The sequence below is a fragment of the Sulfitobacter sp. AS59 genome (genome assembly GCF_038899995.1).
Taxonomy (GTDB): domain Bacteria; phylum Pseudomonadota; class Alphaproteobacteria; order Rhodobacterales; family Rhodobacteraceae; genus Sulfitobacter.
Window position 1 is genome coordinate 576,498 of the sequence record NZ_JBBMQK010000001.1, and the last position, 22,562, is coordinate 599,059.

24 protein-coding genes and 1 tRNA gene are annotated in these 22,562 nt (G+C 57.4%); 9 read left to right on the top strand and 16 right to left on the bottom strand.

Features of this window, described 5'->3' with window-relative positions:
* Positions 1–26 precede the first annotated feature (26 nt).
* Positions 27–1,988, bottom strand: a complete 1,962-nt coding sequence (locus tag WNY39_RS02890) for a prolyl oligopeptidase family serine peptidase (RefSeq protein ID WP_342843896.1) — start codon at positions 1,986–1,988, stop codon at positions 27–29.
* 248 nt (positions 1,989–2,236) lie between these two features.
* On the opposite strand from WNY39_RS02890, the gene WNY39_RS02895 reads away from it, so the two are divergent.
* Positions 2,237–2,518, top strand: coding sequence for a hypothetical protein (locus tag WNY39_RS02895; RefSeq protein ID WP_341234713.1), 282 nt, complete (start codon positions 2,237–2,239; stop codon positions 2,516–2,518).
* A 265-nt stretch (positions 2,519–2,783) separates the two neighbouring features.
* Here WNY39_RS02895 and WNY39_RS02900 read toward each other — a convergent pair.
* Positions 2,784–2,867, bottom strand: a tRNA-Leu gene (locus WNY39_RS02900).
* A 119-nt stretch (positions 2,868–2,986) separates the two neighbouring features.
* Here WNY39_RS02900 and WNY39_RS02905 point away from each other — a divergent pair.
* The 5 genes from WNY39_RS02905 (at position 2,987) to WNY39_RS02925 (ending at position 7,305) form a co-directional block, all read left to right on the top strand.
* The gene (locus tag WNY39_RS02905; protein WP_342843899.1) at positions 2,987–3,508 is read left to right on the top strand and encodes a Hint domain-containing protein; all 522 of its coding nucleotides are present in this window, start codon (positions 2,987–2,989) and stop codon (positions 3,506–3,508) included.
* Positions 3,509–3,885: 377 nt separating this feature from the next.
* Positions 3,886–4,224 carry a P-II family nitrogen regulator gene (locus tag WNY39_RS02910; RefSeq protein ID WP_341234716.1) on the top strand — a complete coding sequence of 113 codons (339 nt, stop codon included), beginning with the start codon at positions 3,886–3,888 and terminating at the stop codon, positions 4,222–4,224.
* A gap of 34 nt (positions 4,225–4,258) precedes the next feature.
* A complete protein-coding gene (gene glnA / locus WNY39_RS02915; RefSeq protein WP_341234717.1) occupies positions 4,259–5,665 on the top strand; it encodes a type I glutamate--ammonia ligase in 1,407 nt (468 codons plus the stop codon).
* A 149-nt stretch (positions 5,666–5,814) separates the two neighbouring features.
* Positions 5,815–6,618 carry a lytic murein transglycosylase gene (locus WNY39_RS02920; protein ID WP_342843902.1) on the top strand — a complete coding sequence of 268 codons (804 nt, stop codon included), beginning with the start codon at positions 5,815–5,817 and terminating at the stop codon, positions 6,616–6,618.
* A 258-nt stretch (positions 6,619–6,876) separates the two neighbouring features.
* On the top strand, positions 6,877–7,305 hold the full coding sequence (locus tag WNY39_RS02925) for a glyoxalase superfamily protein (protein WP_342843903.1): 429 nt from the start codon (positions 6,877–6,879) through the stop codon (positions 7,303–7,305).
* Positions 7,306–7,323: 18 nt separating this feature from the next.
* Here the strand turns inward: WNY39_RS02925 and WNY39_RS02930 are convergent, their stop codons facing one another.
* From WNY39_RS02930 to yajC, 11 genes are all read right to left on the bottom strand, one after another.
* The gene (locus WNY39_RS02930; RefSeq protein ID WP_342843905.1) at positions 7,324–8,046 is read right to left on the bottom strand and encodes a DUF3445 domain-containing protein; all 723 of its coding nucleotides are present in this window, start codon (positions 8,044–8,046) and stop codon (positions 7,324–7,326) included.
* Positions 8,047–8,222: 176 nt separating this feature from the next.
* Positions 8,223–8,762 (bottom strand): DsbE family thiol:disulfide interchange protein, encoded by a 540-nt coding sequence (locus WNY39_RS02935; protein WP_342843907.1) that lies wholly within the window; start codon positions 8,760–8,762, stop codon positions 8,223–8,225.
* Positions 8,755–8,904 carry a heme exporter protein CcmD gene (gene ccmD / locus WNY39_RS02940; protein WP_342843909.1) on the bottom strand — a complete coding sequence of 50 codons (150 nt, stop codon included), beginning with the start codon at positions 8,902–8,904 and terminating at the stop codon, positions 8,755–8,757. The genes WNY39_RS02935 and ccmD overlap by 8 nt, the downstream gene beginning before the upstream one ends.
* Positions 8,904–9,638 carry a heme ABC transporter permease gene (locus WNY39_RS02945; RefSeq protein ID WP_342843911.1) on the bottom strand — a complete coding sequence of 245 codons (735 nt, stop codon included), beginning with the start codon at positions 9,636–9,638 and terminating at the stop codon, positions 8,904–8,906. Before WNY39_RS02945 ends, ccmD begins: the two co-directional genes overlap by 1 nt.
* A gap of 64 nt (positions 9,639–9,702) precedes the next feature.
* Positions 9,703–10,359 (bottom strand): heme exporter protein CcmB, encoded by a 657-nt coding sequence (ccmB, locus tag WNY39_RS02950; RefSeq protein ID WP_342843913.1) that lies wholly within the window; start codon positions 10,357–10,359, stop codon positions 9,703–9,705.
* A complete protein-coding gene (gene ccmA, locus WNY39_RS02955) occupies positions 10,356–10,973 on the bottom strand; it encodes a heme ABC exporter ATP-binding protein CcmA (protein WP_342843914.1) in 618 nt (205 codons plus the stop codon). The genes ccmB and ccmA overlap by 4 nt, the downstream gene beginning before the upstream one ends.
* A 1-nt stretch (position 10,974) precedes the next feature.
* Positions 10,975–11,328: an Mth938-like domain-containing protein gene (locus WNY39_RS02960; RefSeq protein WP_342843915.1), complete on the bottom strand. Its 354-nt coding sequence runs from the start codon at positions 11,326–11,328 to the stop codon at positions 10,975–10,977.
* Positions 11,329–11,332: 4 nt separating this feature from the next.
* Positions 11,333–12,088 carry a sulfite exporter TauE/SafE family protein gene (locus WNY39_RS02965; RefSeq protein WP_342843917.1) on the bottom strand — a complete coding sequence of 252 codons (756 nt, stop codon included), beginning with the start codon at positions 12,086–12,088 and terminating at the stop codon, positions 11,333–11,335.
* Positions 12,081–13,049, bottom strand: coding sequence for a protein translocase subunit SecF (gene secF / locus WNY39_RS02970; protein WP_342843919.1), 969 nt, complete (start codon positions 13,047–13,049; stop codon positions 12,081–12,083). The genes WNY39_RS02965 and secF overlap by 8 nt, the downstream gene beginning before the upstream one ends.
* A 9-nt stretch (positions 13,050–13,058) precedes the next feature.
* Positions 13,059–14,708 carry a protein translocase subunit SecD gene (gene secD, locus WNY39_RS02975; RefSeq protein ID WP_342843920.1) on the bottom strand — a complete coding sequence of 550 codons (1,650 nt, stop codon included), beginning with the start codon at positions 14,706–14,708 and terminating at the stop codon, positions 13,059–13,061.
* 36 nt (positions 14,709–14,744) lie between these two features.
* Positions 14,745–15,023, bottom strand: coding sequence for a preprotein translocase subunit YajC (gene yajC / locus WNY39_RS02980; protein ID WP_093914628.1), 279 nt, complete (start codon positions 15,021–15,023; stop codon positions 14,745–14,747).
* A 176-nt stretch (positions 15,024–15,199) separates the two neighbouring features.
* On the opposite strand from yajC, the gene WNY39_RS02985 reads away from it, so the two are divergent.
* The 3 genes from WNY39_RS02985 to WNY39_RS02995 all read left to right on the top strand — a co-directional run bounded on the left by WNY39_RS02985 (position 15,200) and on the right by WNY39_RS02995 (position 18,717).
* Complete coding sequence (locus WNY39_RS02985) at positions 15,200–16,546, top strand: pentapeptide repeat-containing protein (protein WP_342843922.1); 1,347 nt, start codon at positions 15,200–15,202, stop codon at positions 16,544–16,546.
* Between the two features lie 105 nt (positions 16,547–16,651).
* Positions 16,652–17,944 (top strand): serine--tRNA ligase, encoded by a 1,293-nt coding sequence (gene serS / locus WNY39_RS02990; protein ID WP_342843923.1) that lies wholly within the window; start codon positions 16,652–16,654, stop codon positions 17,942–17,944.
* 65 nt (positions 17,945–18,009) lie between these two features.
* Entirely contained in the window at positions 18,010–18,717 is a 708-nt protein-coding gene (locus WNY39_RS02995) for a hypothetical protein (protein ID WP_342843925.1), read from the top strand.
* 59 nt (positions 18,718–18,776) lie between these two features.
* On the opposite strand, the gene der is transcribed toward WNY39_RS02995, so the two are convergent.
* From der to WNY39_RS03010, 3 genes are read right to left on the bottom strand one after another with little or no spacing between them, the layout of a single operon-like run.
* Complete coding sequence (gene der, locus WNY39_RS03000; RefSeq protein ID WP_341234733.1) at positions 18,777–20,252, bottom strand: ribosome biogenesis GTPase Der; 1,476 nt, start codon at positions 20,250–20,252, stop codon at positions 18,777–18,779.
* A 51-nt stretch (positions 20,253–20,303) separates the two neighbouring features.
* Positions 20,304–21,680, bottom strand: coding sequence for a PQQ-binding-like beta-propeller repeat protein (locus tag WNY39_RS03005; RefSeq protein ID WP_342843927.1), 1,377 nt, complete (start codon positions 21,678–21,680; stop codon positions 20,304–20,306).
* 52 nt (positions 21,681–21,732) lie between these two features.
* Positions 21,733–22,446 (bottom strand): tetratricopeptide repeat protein, encoded by a 714-nt coding sequence (locus tag WNY39_RS03010; RefSeq protein WP_342843929.1) that lies wholly within the window; start codon positions 22,444–22,446, stop codon positions 21,733–21,735.
* Positions 22,447–22,562: the final 116 nt, after the last annotated feature.

Here is a 22,562-nt window from a genome sequence, read left to right on the forward strand (position 1 = left end):
ATGACTTAGCCCGCACCCCGCCCCATTCAGTCGATGAATGCCGGTGCACGCTCAACAAACTCGAACCCGCCAGAGCGCCCGCCTGCGTGCTCTGCCAGAAAATCCTCAACCAAACGCGCGCGGCGTAGCTGGTCGCGCCAATGGCTGACACCGTGACCTGCGTCGGCAAAATAATGCGCCTCGACATCTTTGCCGGCGGCTTTGGCTGCGGCCTCAAACTCCTGCACTTGTTGAACTGCGGTGATCTGGTCGCGGAGGCCGCCCAGCAACATGATCGGCCCATGGAGTTTCTCAACCCGATTTGAGGGCGAGTATTCCCGCATCAGTTCGAGATCGTCAGGGTTATCAACCTTGCCGAAATACCGCCACCAGCCGTCTATGCCGTTATCCCAAAAGCCCGGGTAAGTCTTTGACTGGAATTCAACATCCAACATCGGAAATTCGACAATCGCTGCGTCAAATAGGCCGGGATCACGGGTCATGGCCAAAGCGGCGGAATATCCGCCATAGCTCCCTCCCATCGCCACCAATGCATCAGTGTCCGCAAGCCCTTCATCAACAAGCCACTGCGCGGCATCCGCGATGTCGTCTTGCATGGCACGTCCGAACTGCTTGAACCCTTTGTTTTGGAATGCCTTGCCAAAGCCGGTTGACCCGCGAAAATTCACAGCCAACACCCCATATCCCCGGTTCACAAGAAACTGCGTTTCATGATTATAACCGCCGCTCACGTTCTGGGCCGGTCCACCGTGAATATAGACGATGAAAGGCACCGGGCCATTAACATCGTTCGGCATCGTCAAAACGGCCGGGATGCCTAGCCCGTCTCGTGCTTTGAAAGACACCGCTTGTTCCTGCACAAGATTTTCCGCGAAGCGGCGGAAATGATATTCGCCAAGCGTAACATATGATTTCTCCTCAAGATCAATAAGAAGGAAAACATAGGATTTATTCTGTGAAGAAAGAGATTGCGTTACATACCGACCCGATGCTGTTGGGCTCGTCGCGCCCAAGGATATTGGCTGTGGAAACTCTGCCAGAATATCAAGGAACACCTGCCCGCGCTCGGTTAATGCGACGCGTTCGTTGGTATCAATACCCATCCGGATGACATCGGGTTGCCCCGCTATGTTCAATGCCGTTGTCCGGCCGATATCAGCATCTGGGTTTTCAAGCAGTACAGTCTCCTTTGCCGTCGTTACATCGAAGGAAACAAGCGCAGCTTTATCACGCCCTCTGGAGGAGCGCGCAAGAAAAGTACCATCGGGACGCACCCGCTCCAAAGGTTCGAACTGATCGTTCAAACTGATGTCCGCAAGCTTTTGCCAGCCGCTCTCTTTCTTACGAAACAATCGCGTTGTTGCGGCGTCAAGGCTGTCCAAACGCAATATTGGTTTGGTGTCTTGATCGAAAACCCAATACTTCGCTTTCGCATTCCCCTCGGCGATTTTTTCGGCGCTCAGGCCATCCTGAGACACCAACCACATATGACCGACATCATTTCGATGTGCTTTGCCCCATGTCAAAATCCTTTGATATTCAGTGGCAGCACGCTCATTCTTCGCCCATCCCCCTGACAGACGAACCGGACTGATACGTTTCCAGTTCTCCCGCTCAGGCTTGTATGGGTCCACCTCCCAGTCGTGCCCTTCGAATAAAAAGCGCAACAACGGTTTCGTCGGGTGCCACCTACGAAGTTGAAGCTCTGTCGGAAGCGTCGAGATAACCTCGTTTGTCGTGACCTCTTTGATGGCGGTACTGCGGCCGGTTAGGCTGGCCTGTTCGTATGATACATATTTCCCGTCGCCAGATGCGACATAAGCATAGGCGGCACGCGGATCAGCATAAAATGCGCGGGTGGGAATAAGCGGAGGTAGATCGCCGTCTTTAAGGGTCACTTGGGTTGCTGGGATATCACGGGTCACAAACACTGCGCCCGCCCCAATGATCGCGACGATGCCGACAAGGGCCACCAGTACTTTCCTCAAGAAACACACCTCTTCGCAGAATTGGACACCACACTACGTGGTACATTTCACAAAATTTCTATCATAGCGGGAGGTAATAACAATGCAGAGGCAAAAGAAATTTCGAACCGGCAAGTTTTGGTAAATTGTTCGGAGGTTAAGGATATGCTGCGCGCGACCGTCAAAAGGCAAACCATTCACCGATAGCGCATCCCCGCGGATCAGGGTAATCATCGACGTAAGTTGAACGATCCGTTCAGGAGGTAGAGATGAGCAACGACCACGAAACCGGGCCTAAGGTGCATTATATCTGCCAGACCTACGTCGAAAAACCGGCCGGCCGTGACGGGCGCGTCAGCTTGAGCATTGATAAACAGATAAAATATTCCACGGCTGACGAGGCCGAACTGCGTGCGGAACGCGAGGATCGTTCTGACAGTTGCGTCGGTGTTGATGCCTATTGGGTGACCGAAGACCCCGATTCCGGTGAAGTAAGTGAGCCCACGTTCATCGTTAGGCTTGGCACCGTTCCCGAAGTTGATCCGTCGTAATACGCATGCACACTCTAAGTCGCTAGCCCAACGCGTTTTCGCTTGGCGGTACTGCGCACCCAATGGGCCGCGCAGTTCTGCGTTAAGGATAATCTTGTGTAGCTCTTTAGCGACAACAAGAAGCCAATGATATCAATCTGATAGGCCGGTAAGGAGCGTGTGTCTTCCAGCCAAATCTAAACCTAATTGCAATAAGACTTGTAACCTTGAAGCGGATAAATCCGCATTCAAACAAACGTCTAAATTCAACATCAATGGGATAGAGTGGTGCGGGTGAAGGGACTCGAACCCCCACGCCATAGGCGCCAGAACCTAAATCTGGTGCGTCTACCAATTCCGCCACACCCGCATTGCGCGGTCTCTATCAAACAACTTTGGGATAGGCGAGTGCAAAAAACACAAGACACCAACTGTTTTTTGCAATAAGATAATCGGCACCTGAGGCAGGTAAATAAGGAAAATACGCCCATGAAACCGAATACGGTCGTGCGCGTCGGCGAAAATATTTCGCCAGCGGGCCAATATATGCCCTATGTCAGCGTCGATACAGGACTGACATCGGGGACTCGCTTGCTCACGCTTGATGGGGAAATTCCAGCGGAAATTCTCAGTATAGGTGACAAGCTTATTACGCGCGACTGCGGGGTCTCCAAAGTCACTCATATCCAACGTACAACACGCAAGGTGCGCACGATCTCTTTTGCGGCCGGGTCTTTGGGCCATACACGCCCTGAATCCGATACGCTGTTAGCTGGTGATCAAATGGTTCTGATCCGCGACTGGCGGTCGCGGGCATTGTTCAACTGCGAACGGGCTTTGGTACCAGCGCGCGCGCTTGTGGATGATGAATTTATCATCGACCAAGGCGAACAAAATCAGGTGTTGATCCAGATCTTCTGCGACAGCCCGCATATCATCTATGCTGGCGGGCTTGAGCTGGGAACAGCGGATGCCAGCCGGGCCAGAGGTGCCGCACTAGACGCCGCATAAGCTGCGTAAAATCAAAGCTGCCCGAGCCAACGGCTTAGGCAGCCCGGCCCCCTTGATAGCGCCCTATCCTGCCCGTCACGCACATGGCGTCCGCCCCCTTGCGACCCGCTGATGTGGAATCACAGCCGTGCCAAATGTCGTGCAGGTCGGCTTACTGCCAGCCAAAATCAGGCGCAGCGCGCAAAAATGCGGATACCCCCGCCCTCGTCATTTCACTTCTGCCTATAATTTAATCGCGCAGCACATTTTTCATGCTGCGCGCCCGAAATTTCATCGCTTGATGTGGACTCCGCCCGACGTCTGGTAGACCGTCGCCTTGCATCGTGAAATGACCCAGATGCAAATATTAATGGCGCATATCGGCAGGGAGGCCTCAGATGAAAAAGATCGAAGCTGTGATCAAACCGTTCAAGTTAGATGAAGTAAAAGAGGCACTTCAGGAGGTCGGCGTTCAAGGTCTGAGCGTGATCGAAGTCAAAGGTTTCGGTCGCCAAAAAGGCCACACCGAACTGTACCGTGGTGCCGAATATGTCGTTGATTTTCTGCCAAAGGTTAAAATCGAGATTGTTCTGGATGATGACCAAGTTGATGCCGCTATCGACGCCATCGTGAACGCCGCGAAAACCGAAAAAATCGGCGATGGCAAGATTTTTGTCAGCACCATCGAACAAACAATCCGCATCCGTACCGGCGAGACCGGTTCAGACGCGCTGTAATCCAACAAAGTTTTAAGAAAAAGGATATCATCCAATGAGCACCAAGGACTTCTTGAAAAAAATCAAGGATGAGGACATCGAATACGTAGATGTTCGCTTTACGGACACACGCGGCAAGCTGCAGCACGTCACAATCGTTTCGGATCTGGTCGACGAAGACTTCATCGAAGAGGGCTTCATGTTTGACGGCTCCTCGATCGCGGGCTGGAAAAGCATCGAAGCATCGGACATGAAACTGATGCTCGACACCGACACCGCCTATGTTGATCCGTTCTATGCAGAAAAAACACTTTGCGTGCACTGCTCCATTGTTGAGCCAGACACAGGCGAAGCCTATGATCGCGACCCACGCGGTACAGCGCAAAAAGCCGAAGCATACCTGAAATCATCCGGCATCGGCGACGTGGCCTATATGGGCCCAGAAGCTGAATTCTTCCTGTTCGACAACGTCAAATACTCGAACTCGATCAACAAGGTATCCTACGAAGTTGACGCATCCGATGCGTCCTGGAACACCGACACTGACTACGAGATGGGCAACATGGGCCACCGCCCCGGCCTTAAGGGTGGCTATTTCCCGGTCAACCCAGTCGACGAATCCCAAGACCTGCGCGCTGAAATGCTGTCGACGATGAAACGTCTCGGCATGAAAGTGGACAAGCACCACCACGAGGTTGCGTCCTGTCAGCACGAGCTGGGCCTGATTTTCGGCTCCCTCACGCATCAAGCGGACGAGCTGCAAAAGTACAAATATGTGATCCACAACGTGGCACATGCGTACGGTAAATCGGCAACCTTTATGCCCAAGCCGATCTACGGCGATAACGGCTCTGGCATGCACGTGAACATGTCGATCTGGAAAGACGGCAAGCCGTTGTTTGCAGGCGACAAATACGCCGACCTGTCCCAAGAAGCGCTGTATTTCATCGGCGGCATCCTGTCTCACGCCAAATCGTTGAACGCCTTCACCAACCCGGCGACAAACAGCTACAAGCGTTTGATCCCTGGCTTCGAAGCCCCCGTTCTGCGCGCATACTCCGCCCGCAACCGCTCGGGTTGTGTTCGGATCCCATGGACAGAAAGCCCCAAAGCCAAGCGCGTTGAGGCACGCTTCCCCGATCCTGCGGCGAACCCCTACCTGTGCTTCTCGGCTCTGCTGATGGCCGGCCTTGACGGCATCAAGAACAAGATCGATCCGGGCGAAGCCATGGATAAGAACCTCTATGATCTGCCTGCCGAAGAACTGGCCGATATCCCAACCGTATGTGGCTCCCTGCGTGAAGCGCTGGAAGAGTTGCAAAACGACATGGATTACCTGCTGGCCGGCGACGTGTTCACCAAGGACCAGATCGAAGGCTATATCGAACTCAAGATGGAAGAAGTGCACACATACGAGCACACACCCCACCCTGTTGAATTCGGCATGTACTACAGCTGCTAATCCACAGCATACACACACAGCGAAAGGGCGTCCCATCCGGGGCGCCCTTTTTGCATGTTGTCTGGCCGGGTATTCACACTAGTTTCACTTTGAAGTTTTAACACCAACGGCTAATGTTGCCTAAATTCCGTCACTTTGAGGTTTCCCCCATGCATCCATCCAAGATTTTCGCCGCAGCCTGCTTGCTTACGGCGGGGCTGTCGTCGCCGGTGTTCGCCGCGCAATGCGGCAACAACGCGGGCGGCTTTAACGCATGGAAATCCGCCTTTGCCAAGGAAGCAGCCGCAGCAGGCGTGGGTCAGGCCGGGCTAAACGCCTTGGCAAAGGCACAATATGCCTCTGGCACAATCGCCGCAGACCGCAATCAGAAGTCCTTCAAATACAGCCTGTCAAAGTTCATGCAGGTGCGCGGCGCGGACACCATTGTGGCCCAAGGTCGCAAACGCAAAGCCCGCGATGCCAGTTTCTACGCCGCGCTTGAATCCCGGTACGGAGTCCCCGCAGGGGTGATCATCGCCATCCACGGGATGGAAACAGCATTCGGCGGCTTCATGGGCGACAGCGCCGTCGTGTCGGCCATTACCACCCTGACCTATGATTGCCGCCGCTCTGCATTCTTTGAACCCCACGCCATCGGCGCACTAAAGCTCGTCGATGCAGGGGCGATCACCAACACCACCAAGGGCGCGAAACACGGCGAACTTGGCCACACGCAATTCCTGCCCGGCAATGCCCTACGCTATGGCGTTGATGCAAACGGTGACGGGCGCGTTGACTTCTATAACCAAGCAGACGCCCTTGCCTCAACCGCGAACTTCCTGCGTCAAAAAGGCTGGCAACCCGGCGTCGGCTACCAAGAAGGCCAAGGCAATTTCGAAGTCATCAAGCAATGGAATGCCGCCGGCGTCTATCAAAAGGCAATCGCCATCATGGCGGCCCGCATCGACGGCTAACCCCGAAACAGGCTGCGCGCCGGACGTGGTACGTAGCCCCTCCTATTCCAAATGGTCCAAAATCCTCGCCGAAGGCATCCATCATTGCCACATAAACCTTCGCTTGAAATCCGGGCGGTAACCCGCCATATAAGGCAAAGGGAAAGGCCCCTGCCGTCCGCATTCCGGTGAAGCCCTTGAAAACACAACACCTTCAATCTCGCCGATTGATGGGCAACGCGGACCCCCTTCGACTTTTGCGAGAGCAGGAGTGTTATAATGACAACCCAAATACCCTCGACCGATGTCCTGAAATCTCAGGCAAAACGTCTGCGCGCCGATCTCGCATCCCAAGGCAAAGCCGTCTCCCATGCGGCGACCTTGGAAATGGTCGCCCATCAATGGGGCGCGCGCGACTGGAACACGCTGAGCGCACAGGCCAGCGCGCCCGCTCATGGCTGGACGCCGGGTGACCGCGTCTCGGGCAACTACCTTGCCCAACCGTTCAAAGGCGTCGTGAAAGCCGCCAAACTGTCCGGCAGCGGCATGTGGTCGCTCACCCTGCGCTTTGACAAAGCGGTTGATGTGGTGACCTCGCCACTGTTCAGCAACCTGCGCAAACAGGTCACGGCAGTGGTGGGCGCGGATGGGATCTCACCGCGCAAGACCTCGGACGGGCAACCGCATCTGGTGCTCCACCCACGCTAACGTAACACGCCTGCCCGGTCATTCTGCGGCAGGCGTGTCTTCGCGGCGCACCACGGTGGTGTGGATGGTAAAGACCACAGCCTCCGTTTCAGGCAGCCGCAAAATACATTGTCGTTCCGACCGCAGAAACGGCATCGCATCATCGACCTCGCGCTTGCGGGGCTGGTGCAGATCAGCATCGGCATAGCTCAACCTGTTGTACCGCCACAACGGCCTGCCAACCTGCACACCGTCAAACAACCGCTGCACACGGCGCGCAATATTCGCGTCATACTCATCCACCGGAACATGGATCGCCGTCAACGGCTGCTCGACCTTCTCGACCAATCGCCAATTCGCAGGAAAGCATAACACGGCGGCGGCCAATACATGCTCGTCCCCCCGCTTTTGCAAAACGCATATGTCTTCCTGCACCAAATGCCCCAAACAGCGCAGCGGGGCCTGCCAATCCAGATCAACCTCGCGCCCATCCGGGCAAACGACGCGGCTGCCCCCGACATCGAACCCCAGCTTCGGCAAGATCAACAATGCCTCCCGCAACACCTCGCAACTGCCCGCACGCGCACTCTCCGGCTCGTACAAGACATCTAACGGACGCCCGGCAATCAACGCCGCCCGGTACTGCATCTGCGCGCCATATGCATCATCGACACGCAGCCAATCCTCCGCCCCACAAGGTGCCACCCCCGGCAACCGCACATCGCCACTCTGCTCAGACGGTAAGACTTGCTGTAAAATCATTCTCATAGTTCAAGTGATAGGGGGACGGTTCAATCAAGTCACATAAAATGACATGTGGCGCGACCGTCCGTCTTCTCTGGCTCGTAAGTATCCTCGCCGAAGGCGAAATTCTTTGGACTACCGCCAAAAGGAAGAGATGCCTTCGGCGAGGATTTAAGTCCATTTGGAAATACCCGTTACTGCGCCAAAGCGTCCCCAAGCGCGGGGAGGAAACGTTGTTCATAATCGCTCCCCACCAAGGGGCCGGCAAAGCGAAAGAGAACTGTCCCCTCACCATCAATGATGAAGGTTTCAGGCGGGGCGGTGACACCCCAGTCAATCGCAGTGCGCCCCTGAGGGTCAAAGGCGACGCCCTGAAACGGATTGCCGTCGTCTGTGAGGTAACTGCTCGCCGCACCTGCGGTATCTTTGAAGTTGACCCCGACGATGGCAATCCCGTCCGCTTGCATTTTTAGCAGGTTCGGATGCTCTGCCCGGCAGGGCGGACACCAGCTGGCCCAGAAATTGACCAGCGTGACTTCGCCATTCGTGAAGACATCGGCAGCGGGCACCGCAAAGCCGTCGAGCGCTTTGTCGGGCAGCGCGGGGGCGGTTTGCCCGACCAATGTCGATGGCAGCCCTTCGGGGTCGGGGCGGAACATGCCAAAGGCGGCAAGCGCTACAAAGGCGGCAAAGATCAGCGGCGGGGCTATCATGAGGGGCGAGATTTTAGGCATCTTTATCGGCCTCGATCCGCGCCAAATCGGCCCGTGCTCGGCGACCTTTGCGCAAGGTCAATACGATCAGTGCAGCGATCAGGAACAGTGACAGGCCATAGGCCCCCAACACTTCGGTAGCGTATTTTCCCAGATCAGGCATCACATGTCCCTTTTGCGGCGGGCAAGCAGCGCGCGGGCGCGGCGCAGGCGGATTTCAGTGCCGGTGCGGTACAAGACCAACGCCAGAAACAGCAGGCCGAAGCCGACCATGCTGATTGCCAGCGGATAAAAGAACACGTCTGAAACCGTGCGCCCCCCCGTTGCCACCGGCACGGAGGTCCCTTGGTGCAGGCCCTGGTTCCAGAATTTCACGGCATAGCGCGACAGCACCGCAAATACTGACCCCACGAGGCACAGAACCGAGGTCAGATCAGCGGCGGTATCTGGGTCCTCGACCGCCTCCCACAGGGCGATATAGCCGAGGTAGAACAAAAACAGGATCAGGAAGGACGTCAGGCGCGGATCCCACGCCCACCACGTGCCCCACATGGGTTGGCCCCAGATTGCCCCAGTCACCAGCGCGATCAGCGTCATGGTGATCCCCACGGGGGCAGCGGCCTTGGCCGCCAAAGCGCTGACATGGTGGCGGCGGATCAGCCAGATCAAGGACGCCACCAGCATCATGAACCATGCGTTAATCGCCATCAGGGCCGCGGGGACGTGCAGATAGATAATCTTGACCGTTGATCCCTGACGGTAATCATCGGGCGTCCCGAAAAACCCCCAGACCAAGCCGACGACCACACAAATGGCGGCCGCCGCCCATAGAAACGGCTGCACGCGGGCGGAGAGGCCCAAAAATTTCACCGGATTGGCGTATTCCCACAAAGACATGTTTGGTATTTACCCTTCCGCTAGGATGCACTCAATGGGCAAAACGCCTCAGGCGCGGCGCTGCTCACCGCAATGTCATCCGCAGCACCGCAGCCGAGGCGAAAGGCATCAGCGCAATTGTGCCAAGTGTGATGCCTGCAAGCAGGATCAAAGGCGTTGTGCCATCCAACCCAATCGCCCCGCGACGTGCGGCTTCGGCCCCGAAAATCAGGGTCGGTACGTACAGCGGCAATACCAGCAGCGACATCAACAACCCGCCGCGTTTGATCCCGACCGTGAGCGCGGCACCAAAGGTGCCGATCACCGACAGGGCTGGCGTGCCAAGGGCGAGCGAGGCAATCAGCCAGATATATCCGATAGGTTCGAGGTTCAGCATCAGCCCCAAGATCGGCGCGGCCATCACCAGCGGCAGGCCCGTGGTCAGCCAATGGGACAGCGCCTTGATGCTCAGTGCGGCCTCAAGCGGCAGGGGCGCGGTGGCCAGCAGATCCAGCGTACCATCCTCGAAATCCAAGGCCAGCAGGCGATCCAGCGACAAGAGGCAGGCCAGCAAAGCCCCCAACCACAACACTCCCGGCGCAATGGTTGACAGCAATTCAGATTGCGGGCCGACGCTGAACGGGACCAGCACCGTCACGATCAAAAAGAACGCAAGCCCAAGGCCAAAGCCACCGCCCGCGCGGAACGCAAGCATCAGGTCGCGGCGCAGCAGGGCGATCATAAAAACGCCTCGTCACTGGCACCGCTGCGCATGTCGGGTTTGGCACGGTATGGGGTCACATCAAAGGTATCTGCGTTCAGGCCAAGGTCGATATGGGTCGCGATCAGCGCCATGCCCCCTGCCCCCAGATGCGCTGTGACTGCCGCCGCGAACATCGCAACTGCATCGGCGTCCAGTGACACGGTCGGCTCGTCCAGCACCCAGACGGGCCGCCCTGTCACCATCAACCGCGCCAGCCCCAAGCGACGTTTCTGGCCAGCCGACAAGGTACCTGCCAGACGGTCGCGCAGCGGGTCCAGCTGATAGGCAGCCAGCGCCGGTTCGGTATCGCTGTTGCCAAAGACCTGCGCCCAGAACATCAGGTTCTCGGCCACGCTGAGCATCGCCTTGAGGCCATCAGCATGTCCTGCATAGGCGATGGTTTCATCCGCCCCGTCGATCTGACCGGACAGCGCCGGTTGCAGCCCTGCGATGGTGCGCAGCAACGTTGTTTTGCCCGCACCGTTCGGCCCGCGCAGGATCAGCGCCGCGCTCGGTGCGATTTCAAACGATACGCCGCTCAGCACGGGCACGCCGCCGCGCGCGACCGCCAGATCATTTACCCGCAATGTCATATCAGATCGGTATCATCGCCAGCGCCACGCGCCGGCCTTCGCTGAGCAACACGTTATAGGTCCGCGAGGCTGCGGGTGACGACATCACCTCAAGGCCCAGCCCTGCGCCCTCAAGCTGGCGGCGCATGTCGGCGGGGACATGGGCAATCTCGGCCCCCATCCCCAGAAACAAGATGTCGATCTTGCCTACCAGTTCCAGCAGCGGGGTCACGTCGTCAAAGCCTCCCCATGTCTGGGTGCCCATGGCACCGGTGATCACGGGGCCCTCGACAACGGTGCCGCCGATGCGGAAAAATCCGGGGCCGTACCCTTCGACAGGTTTGGCATCGTTAAATACAACCTCGTTCAGGCGCATGACCTTATCCTTTCCACAGCGGCAGACCGATAATAGCGGAAAGCCCGATGACAATATAGGCCACAGTGCGGAAAAGCCTCTCGGAGCCGGGGTTAAAGAGCCGCGCCCCGATCATATTGGCCAAGACGCTGGGAATGCCCATCAGCAGGCCAAGCACCACGATCTGCCAGACCAACAGATCGCTGGCCCAGAGCATGGCAAACAGCAGCAAATCGATGCCCACAAGAACGAGCAGAAAATTCGCGCGGATCACACGTATCGGCAAGGTGCTGGCCATATAGAGCATAATCAACGGCGGGCCGGGAATACCGGCAAAGCCCGTCATAAAACCGACCAATCCACCTGTTCCAGCAATCAACGAAGTCCCCAAAGTGCCCGAATAGCGCCAGCCCGTGATCAACAGGACCAGCAGCAGCATAACAACACCGGATACAATCCAACCGAACGGATCAGGAGAGATGTAGGACAGGCAAAGCAACCCCAGCGGCATCGCCACCACCACACCGGCCAGCAAAAGGGATACGTCGCGTTTGGTGCCTTCGCGCAAGGCCGAGGGCAAATTGGGCAACGGGCCCAGTAATTCTGCGGCTGTTAGAAATATGACAGCTTGGACGGGGCTAAGAACCGATGCCGCGACGGGCATGATGATCATTGCGCTGCCAAATCCGGTAAAGCCGCGCACCAGCCCGGCAACAATGACAGCGCACAACAGCCAGATCAAACCCGAGGTCGATCCGGCTGCTGCTAATACCTCAGGCATCTATGTTGGCGTATTGACCTGTGTTGTTGTCTTTCTTGGTCCAGTCACGTTTGACCCCAAGGAACAGCACCACGTTCTTCGCCACAAAGACCGACGAATAGGTCCCGACGACAACGCCCCATGTGATCGCAAAGACAAAGCCACGGATCACATCACCGCCCAGCACCAGCAGCGCAATCAGCGCCAACAGGGTCGTGCCCGATGTCATCAAGGTGCGGCTAAGGGTTTCGTTCACACTGATGTTCATCACATCGCGCAGGGGGCGTTTTTTGTATTTGCGCAGGTTTTCCCGCAGCCGGTCAAAGATCACCACCGTATCGTTGATCGAATAACCAATGATGGTAAGGATCGCCGCAATCACCGGCAAATCGAACCGGATTTGCAAGGCCGAGAAAATGCCGATGGTCAGGATCACATCGTGAAACAGCGCCGCAACCGCACCAACGGAAAACTGCCATTCGAACCGCAACCAGATGTAGATCAGGATCGCCGCCAGTGACGCACCAACGGCAAGGAACGCGGTCTGGATCAGCTCGCCCGATACTTTCGGACCCACGGATTCAACCGAGGTAAAGATGATGCTCGGCGCGACGGTTTTCAGCGCGCCTTCGACCGCTTCGATCATTTCGGGCGTTGCGGCTTCTTCGCCCTCTTGCGCCTGAATGCGCACCATGGCGACGTGTTTGCTGCCATCGCTGGTCGGGTCAAACACTTCAGAGATCGAGACATCGCCCAGCCCCAACGGCTCGATCGCCGCGCGGTAGGCGGCGACGTCAACGGCCGCTTCGCTTTGGGTGCGCAATGTCGTGCCCCCGCGGAAATCGATGCCATAGTTCAGACCCATCGTGAACCACACGGCCAAGGCCAGCACCACAGCCACACAGGACGCGCCAAAGGTGAATTTAGCGTGTTTGAAAAAGTCAAAGCTGGTTTCGTCAGGGATCAGTCGCAAGCGTTTCATATCAATTTCCTAGACCGTGATCGTCTTGGGACGGGAGCGTTCAAACCAGAACACGACCATCAGACGGGTGACGAAATATGCGGTAAAGACCGACGTGATAATGCCAATGCCCAACGTCACGGCAAAGCCCCGTACCGGACCCGACCCCAGAACAAACAGGATCACAGCGATGATGAACGTGGTGATGTTGGCATCCAGAATGGCGCTGAGCGCGCGCTCGTATCCCAGACTGATCGCACGTGCCGGGCCTTTGGCGGTTTTCAGTTCTTCACGGATGCGTTCAAAGATCAGCACATTCGCATCGACCGCCATACCGACGGTCAAAACGATACCCGCGATACCGGGCAATGTCAGCGTCGCCCCGATCAGGCTGAGCAGGCCAAAGATCATGCATACGTTCACGATCAGCGCGATGTTGGCGAAGAAACCGAACAAACCATAGCTCGCCCACATAAAGAACAGCACGGCGATGAAGGCGACGCTCGTGGCGATCTTACCCGCATCAATACTGTCTTGGCCCAGTTCCGGCCCGATTGTGCGTTCCTCGACAAAGGTCAGCCCCGCAGGCAAGGCCCCTGCCCGCAGCAAGACGGACAGATTGGTCGATTCCTCGACCGAGAAATTGCCGGTGATGATACCCGACCCGCCCGGAATGGCGCTTTGGATGGTGGGGGCGCTGATGACCTCGTTGTCCAAGACAATCGCGAAGGGCGCGCCAATGTTTTCAGCCGTATAGGTCCCGAATTTACGGGCACCCGTGGTGTCAAAGCGGAAGCTGACCGCAGGCCGACCGTTCTGGTCAAAGCTGGGCTGCGCATCAACCAGCTGTTCGCCGGTCACAACGGGGGCGGTTTCGATGATGTAGAACACGCCCTCGGATTCCGCGTCGGGCAACAGCGAATTGCCCAGACCGGGGGATGCGTTTTCATCCGCGCCGCGGTTCACAACGGGGTTGAACGTCAACTGCGCCGTGGTCCCGATGATCGCCTTCAGCTCGGCTGCTGATCCGATGCCGGGCACCTGAATCAAAATGCGGTCCGACCCTTGGCGCTGGATCGTGGGTTCGCGTGTGCCAACCTCGTCGATGCGGCGGCGGATGATCTCCAGCGATTGCTGCATCGTCCGCTCGTCCGTGGCCAGCTTTTCGGCGTCGGTCAGGGTCACGCTAATGATGTCTTCGGCACCACTGACGACGATGTCATTCTGACCCGCCCCTGTGATCGTTTGCACAGGCCGCGCCAATGTGCGCGCCGCCTCAAGCGCCTCGGCCATCTTGTCTGCGTCGTTGATCCGCACGCGCAACTCGCCCTCGGGGGCCTCGACACGACGCACGGGCGTGATCGACCGCAACACATCGCGCACCTCGGGCCATGCCGCTTCCATCCGGTTGGCATAGACCTCGGATACGTTGACCTCGGCCAGCAGATGCGCACCGCCGCGCAGATCCAGCCCAAGGTTCACCAACTGCTCGGGCAGCCATGTGGGCCACAGGGCCGCTTGCGCCTCAAGCTCGGGCGTGGGGCCAGCCACCTCCATCGCCTTGAGCGCATCATTATGCTGCTCTACGGGGCCGTAAAACGCGTTGGGCAGCGCCAGATACAGGCCAGCCGCACAGGTGAGGATGATCAACACCCGTTTCCACAGATCAATCTGAAGCATGGCGCAAGCCCTTCTTAACGCTGCCCTATTGGCAGTTTACTTGGCGGGTTCGGTCTTGGAGACAACGGTCGCGATGGTCGACTGCACAACGCGCACTTTGACGTTCTCGGCCAGTTCGACCTCAAGCTCGCCATCGTCTTTGACCTTGACGACCTTACCGATCAGACCGCCTTGGGTGACAACCTGATCGCCACGGCGCAGGCCCTTAACCATCGCCTGATGTTCTTTTACCTTCTTCTGCTGCGGGCGGATCAGCAGGAAATACATGATCGCAAAGATCAGAATGAGAGGGACGAATTGTTGAATACCTTGCATGGCGTTGGTCCTTTGAATGAGGGAGCACGCCCGTTCCGGCCTGCCGTCGAAGTTTGGCGGAACCTAGGTCTAGATGCGGGGCTTTGCAAGGAGGCTTAACGCGTATTTCAACCCCCAATGGGCCAAGCACGGCCCCAACAGCCACGTTCAGCGCCATTCACCCGTTTTGAGCGGTTGTGACACGCGAATTTGCACGGCATGGTGGTGGGGAATATGAGGGTGTGCCGTTGGACGACGAAAAACAATCAATGAGAGCATGGTTCGGTTTTGCCGAGCCGTTTGACTGGCGCAAGCGCAGCTACTTAGGGCCGTTTCTTTCTGTGGTCGGTATACTGATCGTAGGCGGGCTTTTTTCCCTCGCCATTGCGGCAGCGTTCAAGCTGCTCGGCTCGGCTGTGTTTGGTAATTTTCCACAGGGTGCAGGCTCTAGCTTTGGTCTGACAGGCATTATCGTCGCTATGATCGGTGCCCCTTTTGTAATATGGCGCGCTGTCGTTGCCCAGAAACAAGTCAATGTTGCTGAACAGGGCCAAATCACAGATCGACTAAACAAGGCCGTTGAAGGACTGGGTGCGGAAAAGACAGTTAAGGATGAGTATGGTGAGTCCACAAAACCAAATCTAGAAGTACGCATAGGCGCGATCTATGCGCTAGAACGCATCGCCCAAGATAGTCTGCGTGATCATATACAGGTCATGGAAACTCTTTGTGCTTACGTCAGAAATAACGTAATTTCTGATAATATAGGAACACGGGTGGACGTGCAAACTGCGCTTCTTGTACTTGATCGAAGATCGAAGAAAGCCTTAGCCCACGAACGAGATCGTGGTTATTATTTGGACTTGGCTGAATGCTCTTTCCACACTCTCACATTAAGCGATTCAATGTTCCAAAATAGTCGGCTAGATGGAACGATGTGGACCAATTGCTCATTTCAAAGCACGAGTTTTTCTGGTGCAGACATGACAAATTGTCAGTTCAGCGAGTGCATCATCCAAAATAGTCATTTCAAAGATGCTGTTATGTCGGGTGTAAAGTTTTCTCACTCAACCATTGAGGGAAACCGGTTCGATCAAGCAAAACTTAATGGTGCCCAGTTCCTCCATTGCCAGCTTTTCAAAAACTCATTTGTTGAGGCAGATGTAAGGAATTCTTTCTTTGATGACAGCAACGCTTCCGGCGATAACTTTAAATACAGCGACTGTCAGTACGTTCACCTAAAAGGCACACGTTTCTTCCAGGCAAATTTCCAAGGCCTCCAAATTCGGTCTCTCAAGCTAGAAGGAGTTAGCGAATTTGAAAGATGTAACTTCTTTGGTGCCGCGCTTCGGAAAGTAGATTTGTCTAAATATAATGGAGGAGAAGAAGACTTTGACGGTGTTTTCCTTTTCAATTGTAAAGGAACAAGCTCTGAACTGCCCGACAGCAAAGACGAACCGGATTTTGATAGCCAACCTGACTTTTTTCAAGGCTGGCGTGCGCACCAACTTTCTATCGGATACCAGCCAAGTAACCCCACATAACCCCCCACACCACATCTGGCCCCGCGATCCACAATCGGGCATAACGCGGGCAAAGCGCGCCTGAGCGATTCAAAATCGGGCGATACCAGATCAAAGGACAGACCCATGCATGACATCAAAGCCATCCGCGAAAACCCTGATGCGTTTGACGCGGCCCTCGCACGGCGCGGCGATGCGCCTGTCTCGGGCGACATCCTAGCACTGGACGAGGCGCGGCGCGGCATGATCCTTAGCGCGGAAACAGCGCAGGCCGAGCAAAACAAAGCCTCCAAACTGGTGGGCGCGGCCAAGGCATCGGGCGACGAGGCTGAATTCGAACGGCTGCGGGCCTTGGTCAGCGAAAAGAAGGCCGAGGTCGCGCAGATGAACGCCGACGCCAAGGAACTGGACGCCAAGCTGACCGACATGTTGGCACGCATCCCCAATCTTCCCGCCGATGATGTGCCCCAAGGTGCAGACGAGAATGACAACGTCGAGGTCAGCCGCTGGGGCACCCCCAAGACGTTCGACTTTGAAGCGCGCGAACATTTTGACATCATCGGCGTTGCCGCCTCGATGGATTTTGAGACGGCTGCCAAGATGTCCGGCAGCCGCTTTGTGCTGTTGTCGGGGGCCGTGGCGCGCATCCACCGGGCGCTGGCGCAGTTCATGGTCGACACCCATGTCGATGAAAACGGCCTGACCGAGGTGAACCCCCCCGTGCTGGTCAATAATGACGCCATGTATGGCACTGACAAACTGCCCAAGTTCGGCGAAGACAGCTATCAGACCACCAATGGCTGGTGGCTGGTGCCGACCTCAGAGGTGCCGCTGACCTATATCGCAGCGGGCCATGTGATCGACGCCGATTACCTGCCGCGCCGCTATACCGCGCACACCCTGTGCTTCCGGTCCGAGGCCGGATCGGCGGGCCGCGACACCGCAGGCATGTTGCGTCAGCACCAGTTCGAAAAGGTAGAGATGGTATCGGTCACGCATCCCGATGAAAGCGAGGCCGAGCAAAAGCGCATGCTGCGCTGTGCCGAGGATTTGTTGGAACGGTTGAACATCCCCTATCGCACCGTGCTGCTGTGCACCGGCGACATGGGCTTTGGCGCGTGCCGCACCTATGACATCGAGGCTTGGGTGCCCGGTCAGAAAACCTACCGCGAGATTTCCTCGGTCTCGACCACCGGCGATTTTCAGGCGCGGCGCATGAACGCACGGTTCAAGCCCGCCGATGGTGGCAAGCCGCAGTTTGTACATACGCTGAACGGGTCCGGTCTGGCCGTGGGGCGCTGCCTGATTGCTGTGCTTGAGAACGGTCAGCAAGCCGACGGATCGGTGCAATTGCCCGACGTGCTGGCCCCCTATCTGGGTGGCAAGACGCTTTTGGGCGCGGATGGCAAGTTGTCATAAGCTCTGGGAACTGAATGGGGCCGTGCTATGTTGCGTTTTGAACGATCACTTCAAAAGGACGCATCATGGCCCGCCCCCTGACCGCATTTGTGACATTTTTACTGGCCATCGGCTTTGCCGCGTCACCGTTTTTCGTGACCAGCTTTGCCGGGTTTGACCCCAATCAGTTCCCCGTGCCGCAGGTGTCGCCGCCTGTGCAGCCAGCGGGCTATGCGTTTTCGATCTGGGGCGTCATCTATCTGTGGCTGATCATCGGCATGGGCTGGGGTCTGTGGAAGGCCCGCGAGGATTTCGCGTGGCATGACATGCGCGTGCCACTGGCTGTTTCGCTGTTCATCGGATGTTTCTGGCTGGCCGTGGCCAATGCCAGCCCGATCTGGGCGTCTGTCCTGATCTGGGCGATGCTGATCGCGGCCCTGATCGCCCTGTTCGAAGCCCCCGACGGTGACCGTTGGTTCGCCGCCCTGCCCGTCGGGCTATATGCAGGTTGGCTAAGTGCGGCATCCTGTGTGTCTTTGGGTCTGTTGGCGGCGGGCTATGGCTGGGTCGGCGCGGAAGCAGCCGCGCTGATCTTTGTCAGCCTCGCAATCGTGATTGCCGCTGCGGTGCAATCGACGCTGATGCGCGCGCCGACCTATGGGGTCGCGGTCATCTGGGCGTTGATAGCCGTTGTAATGCAGAACTATGCCACCACGCCAAGCGTTGCGGCGCTGGCAGCGGGCGGCGCGATCGCCCTGCTGCTGCCAACATTCAGATCATGGCGTAAGGCTTGAGGGGCGCGCGGAATTTTTCAAAAAATCCGGCCCAGATTTTTTGAAAAAATCTGCCGCGCCTAGCGGTCCTGACGGTGCCCGTTTGTATGTTTGCGCAGCTTTGACGGCTTGGACTTTTTGCGGCCCTTATAGGGGTTCGCATCGGACTGACCCCGCATCCAGATACGGATAGGTGTGCCGGGCATGTCAAAGTCAATCCGCAAGCCATTCACCAGATAGCGGTTATAGCTTTCGGGCACTTTGTCAGGGTGGCTACACATGACAACAAAGCCCGGTGGCCGGGTTTTCGCTTGGGTCATATAGCGCAGTTTGATACGTTTGCCTTGGGGCGCGGGGGGCGGATGCGCCTCCATCATACCCGCGAGCCAACGGTTCAGTTGCGCGGTGGTGATCCGGCGGTTCCAGACGTCATAGGCGCGCATGATCGCCTGTTGCAGGCGGTCCAAACCACGGCCTGTTTTTGCCGATACCGTCACCAAAGGCGCGCCTTTAAGCTGCGGCAAAAGGCGTTCAAAGCTTTCGCGCAGGTCTTTCAGCTTGCCTTGTTTGTCGGTCTCAAGATCCCACTTGTTCACCGCAACGACCACGGCGCGGCCTTCGCGTTCAGCCAAGTCGGCGATGCGCAAATCTTGCTGTTCAAAGGGGATTTCAGCGTCGAGCAATACAACCACGACTTCGGCAAACTTCACCGCGCGCAGACCGTCGCTGACGCTCAGCTTTTCCAGCTTTTCCTGAATCTTGGCTTTTTTGCGCATGCCTGCCGTATCAAAGATACGCATTGGCACATCGTCCCAGACCGTACGCAAGGAAATCGCATCGCGGGTGATCCCCGCCTCTGGTCCGGTCAGCAGGCGGTCTTCGCCCATGATCTGGTTGATCAGCGTGGATTTACCCGCATTCGGGCGGCCAACCACGGCGACTTGCAGTGGCTTGGTATTGGTGGGCACGGGCATGGGCGCATCTTCGTCGCCCAGTTCGGCCTCTTCCTCGGTCAGGTCCACGTCTGTTTCAGGCGTGTCCGTATCAACGCGTTCGGCAAAACCGTCGGCGATCGGCATCAGATGGGTATAAAGGTCGTTCAACCCTTCGCCATGCTCGGCCGACATGCGGATCGGTTCGCCCAGACCAAGGCTATAGGCCTCGATCACGCCAGCATCAGCGGCTTTGCCCTCGCCCTTGTTGGCGGCCAGAATGACATGAGCGGATTTTTTGCGCAGGATATCGGCAAAGACCAGATCGGACGGGGTCACGCCGACGCGCGCGTCGATCATAAACAGACAGACATCGGCCATATCAACCGCGCGTTCCGTCAGGCGGCGCATGCGACCTTGAAGGCTGTCATCGGTGACTTCCTCAAGCCCGGCGGTGTCAATCACGGTGAATCGCAGGTCAGCCAGACGTGCAGCGCCCTCGCGCAGGTCGCGCGTCACACCGGGTTGGTCATCGACCAACGCCAGTTTTTTACCGACTAGACGGTTGAACAGCGTGGATTTTCCCACATTGGGACGGCCCACGATGGCGAGGGTGAAGGACATTGAAACGGCTCCGAAGGTCAGGTCAAGCCTGCCCTCTAGACTATTTCAAGGTCAACGGAAAGCGTGCAATTGCCCTTTTGACGAGACAACATAAAGTGTGCCACCCGCCACAACCGGTGCCGTTGTCGCGCCGCCGGGGATTTCGACCGTCCCGATCAGCGCACCATTGGTGGGATCATAGCTGCGCATCACCCCGTCGTTCGACGCGATAATGATCCGGCCACCGGCCAGGATCGGACCGTAATGTGCAAAGACCTCGGATTGGCGTTTCGGCTTTTCCTTGACGAAATTCGGCAGCTTCGCGCCCCAGATACGTTGCCCAGTGCTAGCGTCCAGCCGTACCAATTCATTCAAATCGGTGATCCCGAACACGCTATCGCCCGCTGGCCAGACCGGACCAACCACGCCTTCGCGTGCGGTCCACAGACGTTCACCGCCAGCCAAGGTCACAGCGGCCAAGCGGCCGGACATGTTACCCACATAGACGGTGTTGCCAGAGATGACCGGCGCACCGGTGATATCCGATACATTCGCCAAAGCGCGGCCCGGGCGTTTGCCCACAACCGACGTGTCCCAGCGGCTTAGACCGCCACGGCGGAACAGGCCCTGCACTTCGCCAGACCCGAATGCCATAACCGCGATTTCAGGACTGATGGCGGGGGCTGGCGCGCCCAAGACGTTGCCAACGACGGTGTTCGACCCGGTTTGCCACTGCACGCGGCCGTTGTTTTTGTTCAGCGCCCAGCCCAGATCATCACCGGATGTGAAATACACCAGATCGCCATAAACGGTCGGTGCGCCTGATCCGGTCGCCTCGATATCTTGTTCCCAGCGGGTGGCCCCCGATGCGGTATCCAGTGCCGTGACGGTGCCAAAGCCAAGCGAGACATAAACCGTGTCGCCATCAACGGCCAAGCCGCCACCGGTGGCATCGCCCTGCCCGTCGTTGACAGGCGTCAGATCACGCGTCCAAAGCGTTGCACCTGAGGTTGATGTCGCAGTGACCAACGCACCGGAATCGATGGTATAGACCTGACCGCCCGCGACGACCGGCGTCGCATTAATGCGCTGTTTGCGGCTATCACCGCTGCCGATGTTGGCGGACCATGCCAATTGTGGTGCCGCCGACAACGCCGCGTGGTTCACGCGTGTGCTGGGTGTGCCTGCAGCTTGGGTCCAGCTGGCGTTGTTTGTCATGGCGGGCAGCGAAATTGCGCGGGATGTATTTTCCGGCACTGCCAAATCGGCTGGCGCGTCAAAACCATCGTCGCTTTGTACGACTGCGCGCACATCTTCGCGCAGGCCGGGTAGAATCACATCAGGCTCAGAACAGGCGGACAGCAGCAATGACGCCACAACGGCCCCCATGCCCAACGAGACCCGTCCGGTTCGCGGTGATCTTGCACGGATGCGGTGGAGATTGGTCATAGCCCTGCTCGCTTTGCTCTTAACTCATGTCATTCTTGCGCCATTTCTGACGTTAGTTTCCGTCCGTACCTGTCGCATCAGACACATCAGGTTGCGCGCCTAGGGCTGCGCCGCCCATCTCAGGCTCGCCGCCCAACGCCACAATCACCTGAAGGGCACGTTGTTGCAAGTCTGTGGTGACTTCAGCATCCAATAAGATCGCCTGATACTGGTCAATCGCAGCTTGTGTATTGCCTTGCTCTATCTCGATCAGTGCCAATTGTTCGCTGGCCAGCAAACGCAGGGTGTTGCCAGGCTGGGCCAGTGCCTCAAGCGCCAGACGGCGTTGGCTGGCTGGTGTGTCCGTGCCTTGCAAGGTGACGGCTTTGAACTGCGCGATCTCGCGGTAGATGGCTGGCACATCGCCGTTGATGGCAATCGCATTCAGCGTTTCAATTGCAGCGGCAGTATCCCCTGCCGCGGCTTGTTCAGACGCGGTTAGAAACCCGACCACGGCAGCAGACTGCGGTGACACCGTTTCAATCTCTTCCAAAGCGGCGGCGCGGCTGGCCGAATCCTCAATCTCAAGGGCGGCGAACATCGCATCGCCCAGTGCCTCGGCTTGGTCACGGGCCTGCGCCTTTTGGTATTCATTCCACGCGGCACCGCCGACCAGCAGCACCACAGCCAGAACGGCAATCCAGCCATACCGCTTGAGCATGAAATAAAAACGGTCGCGGCGGACTTCTTCGTTCACCTCGTCAATGAAACTGTCTGTATCGCTCATATCTTGCCTGTCCCACCGTGAATTAGCGCCCCTCTTAACCTGCGACAGCCACCCTGCCAAGGGCATCCTTGCATCGTCTTTGAGCATCCGTCCGGCCACGGCTTCGCAGCCGCCAT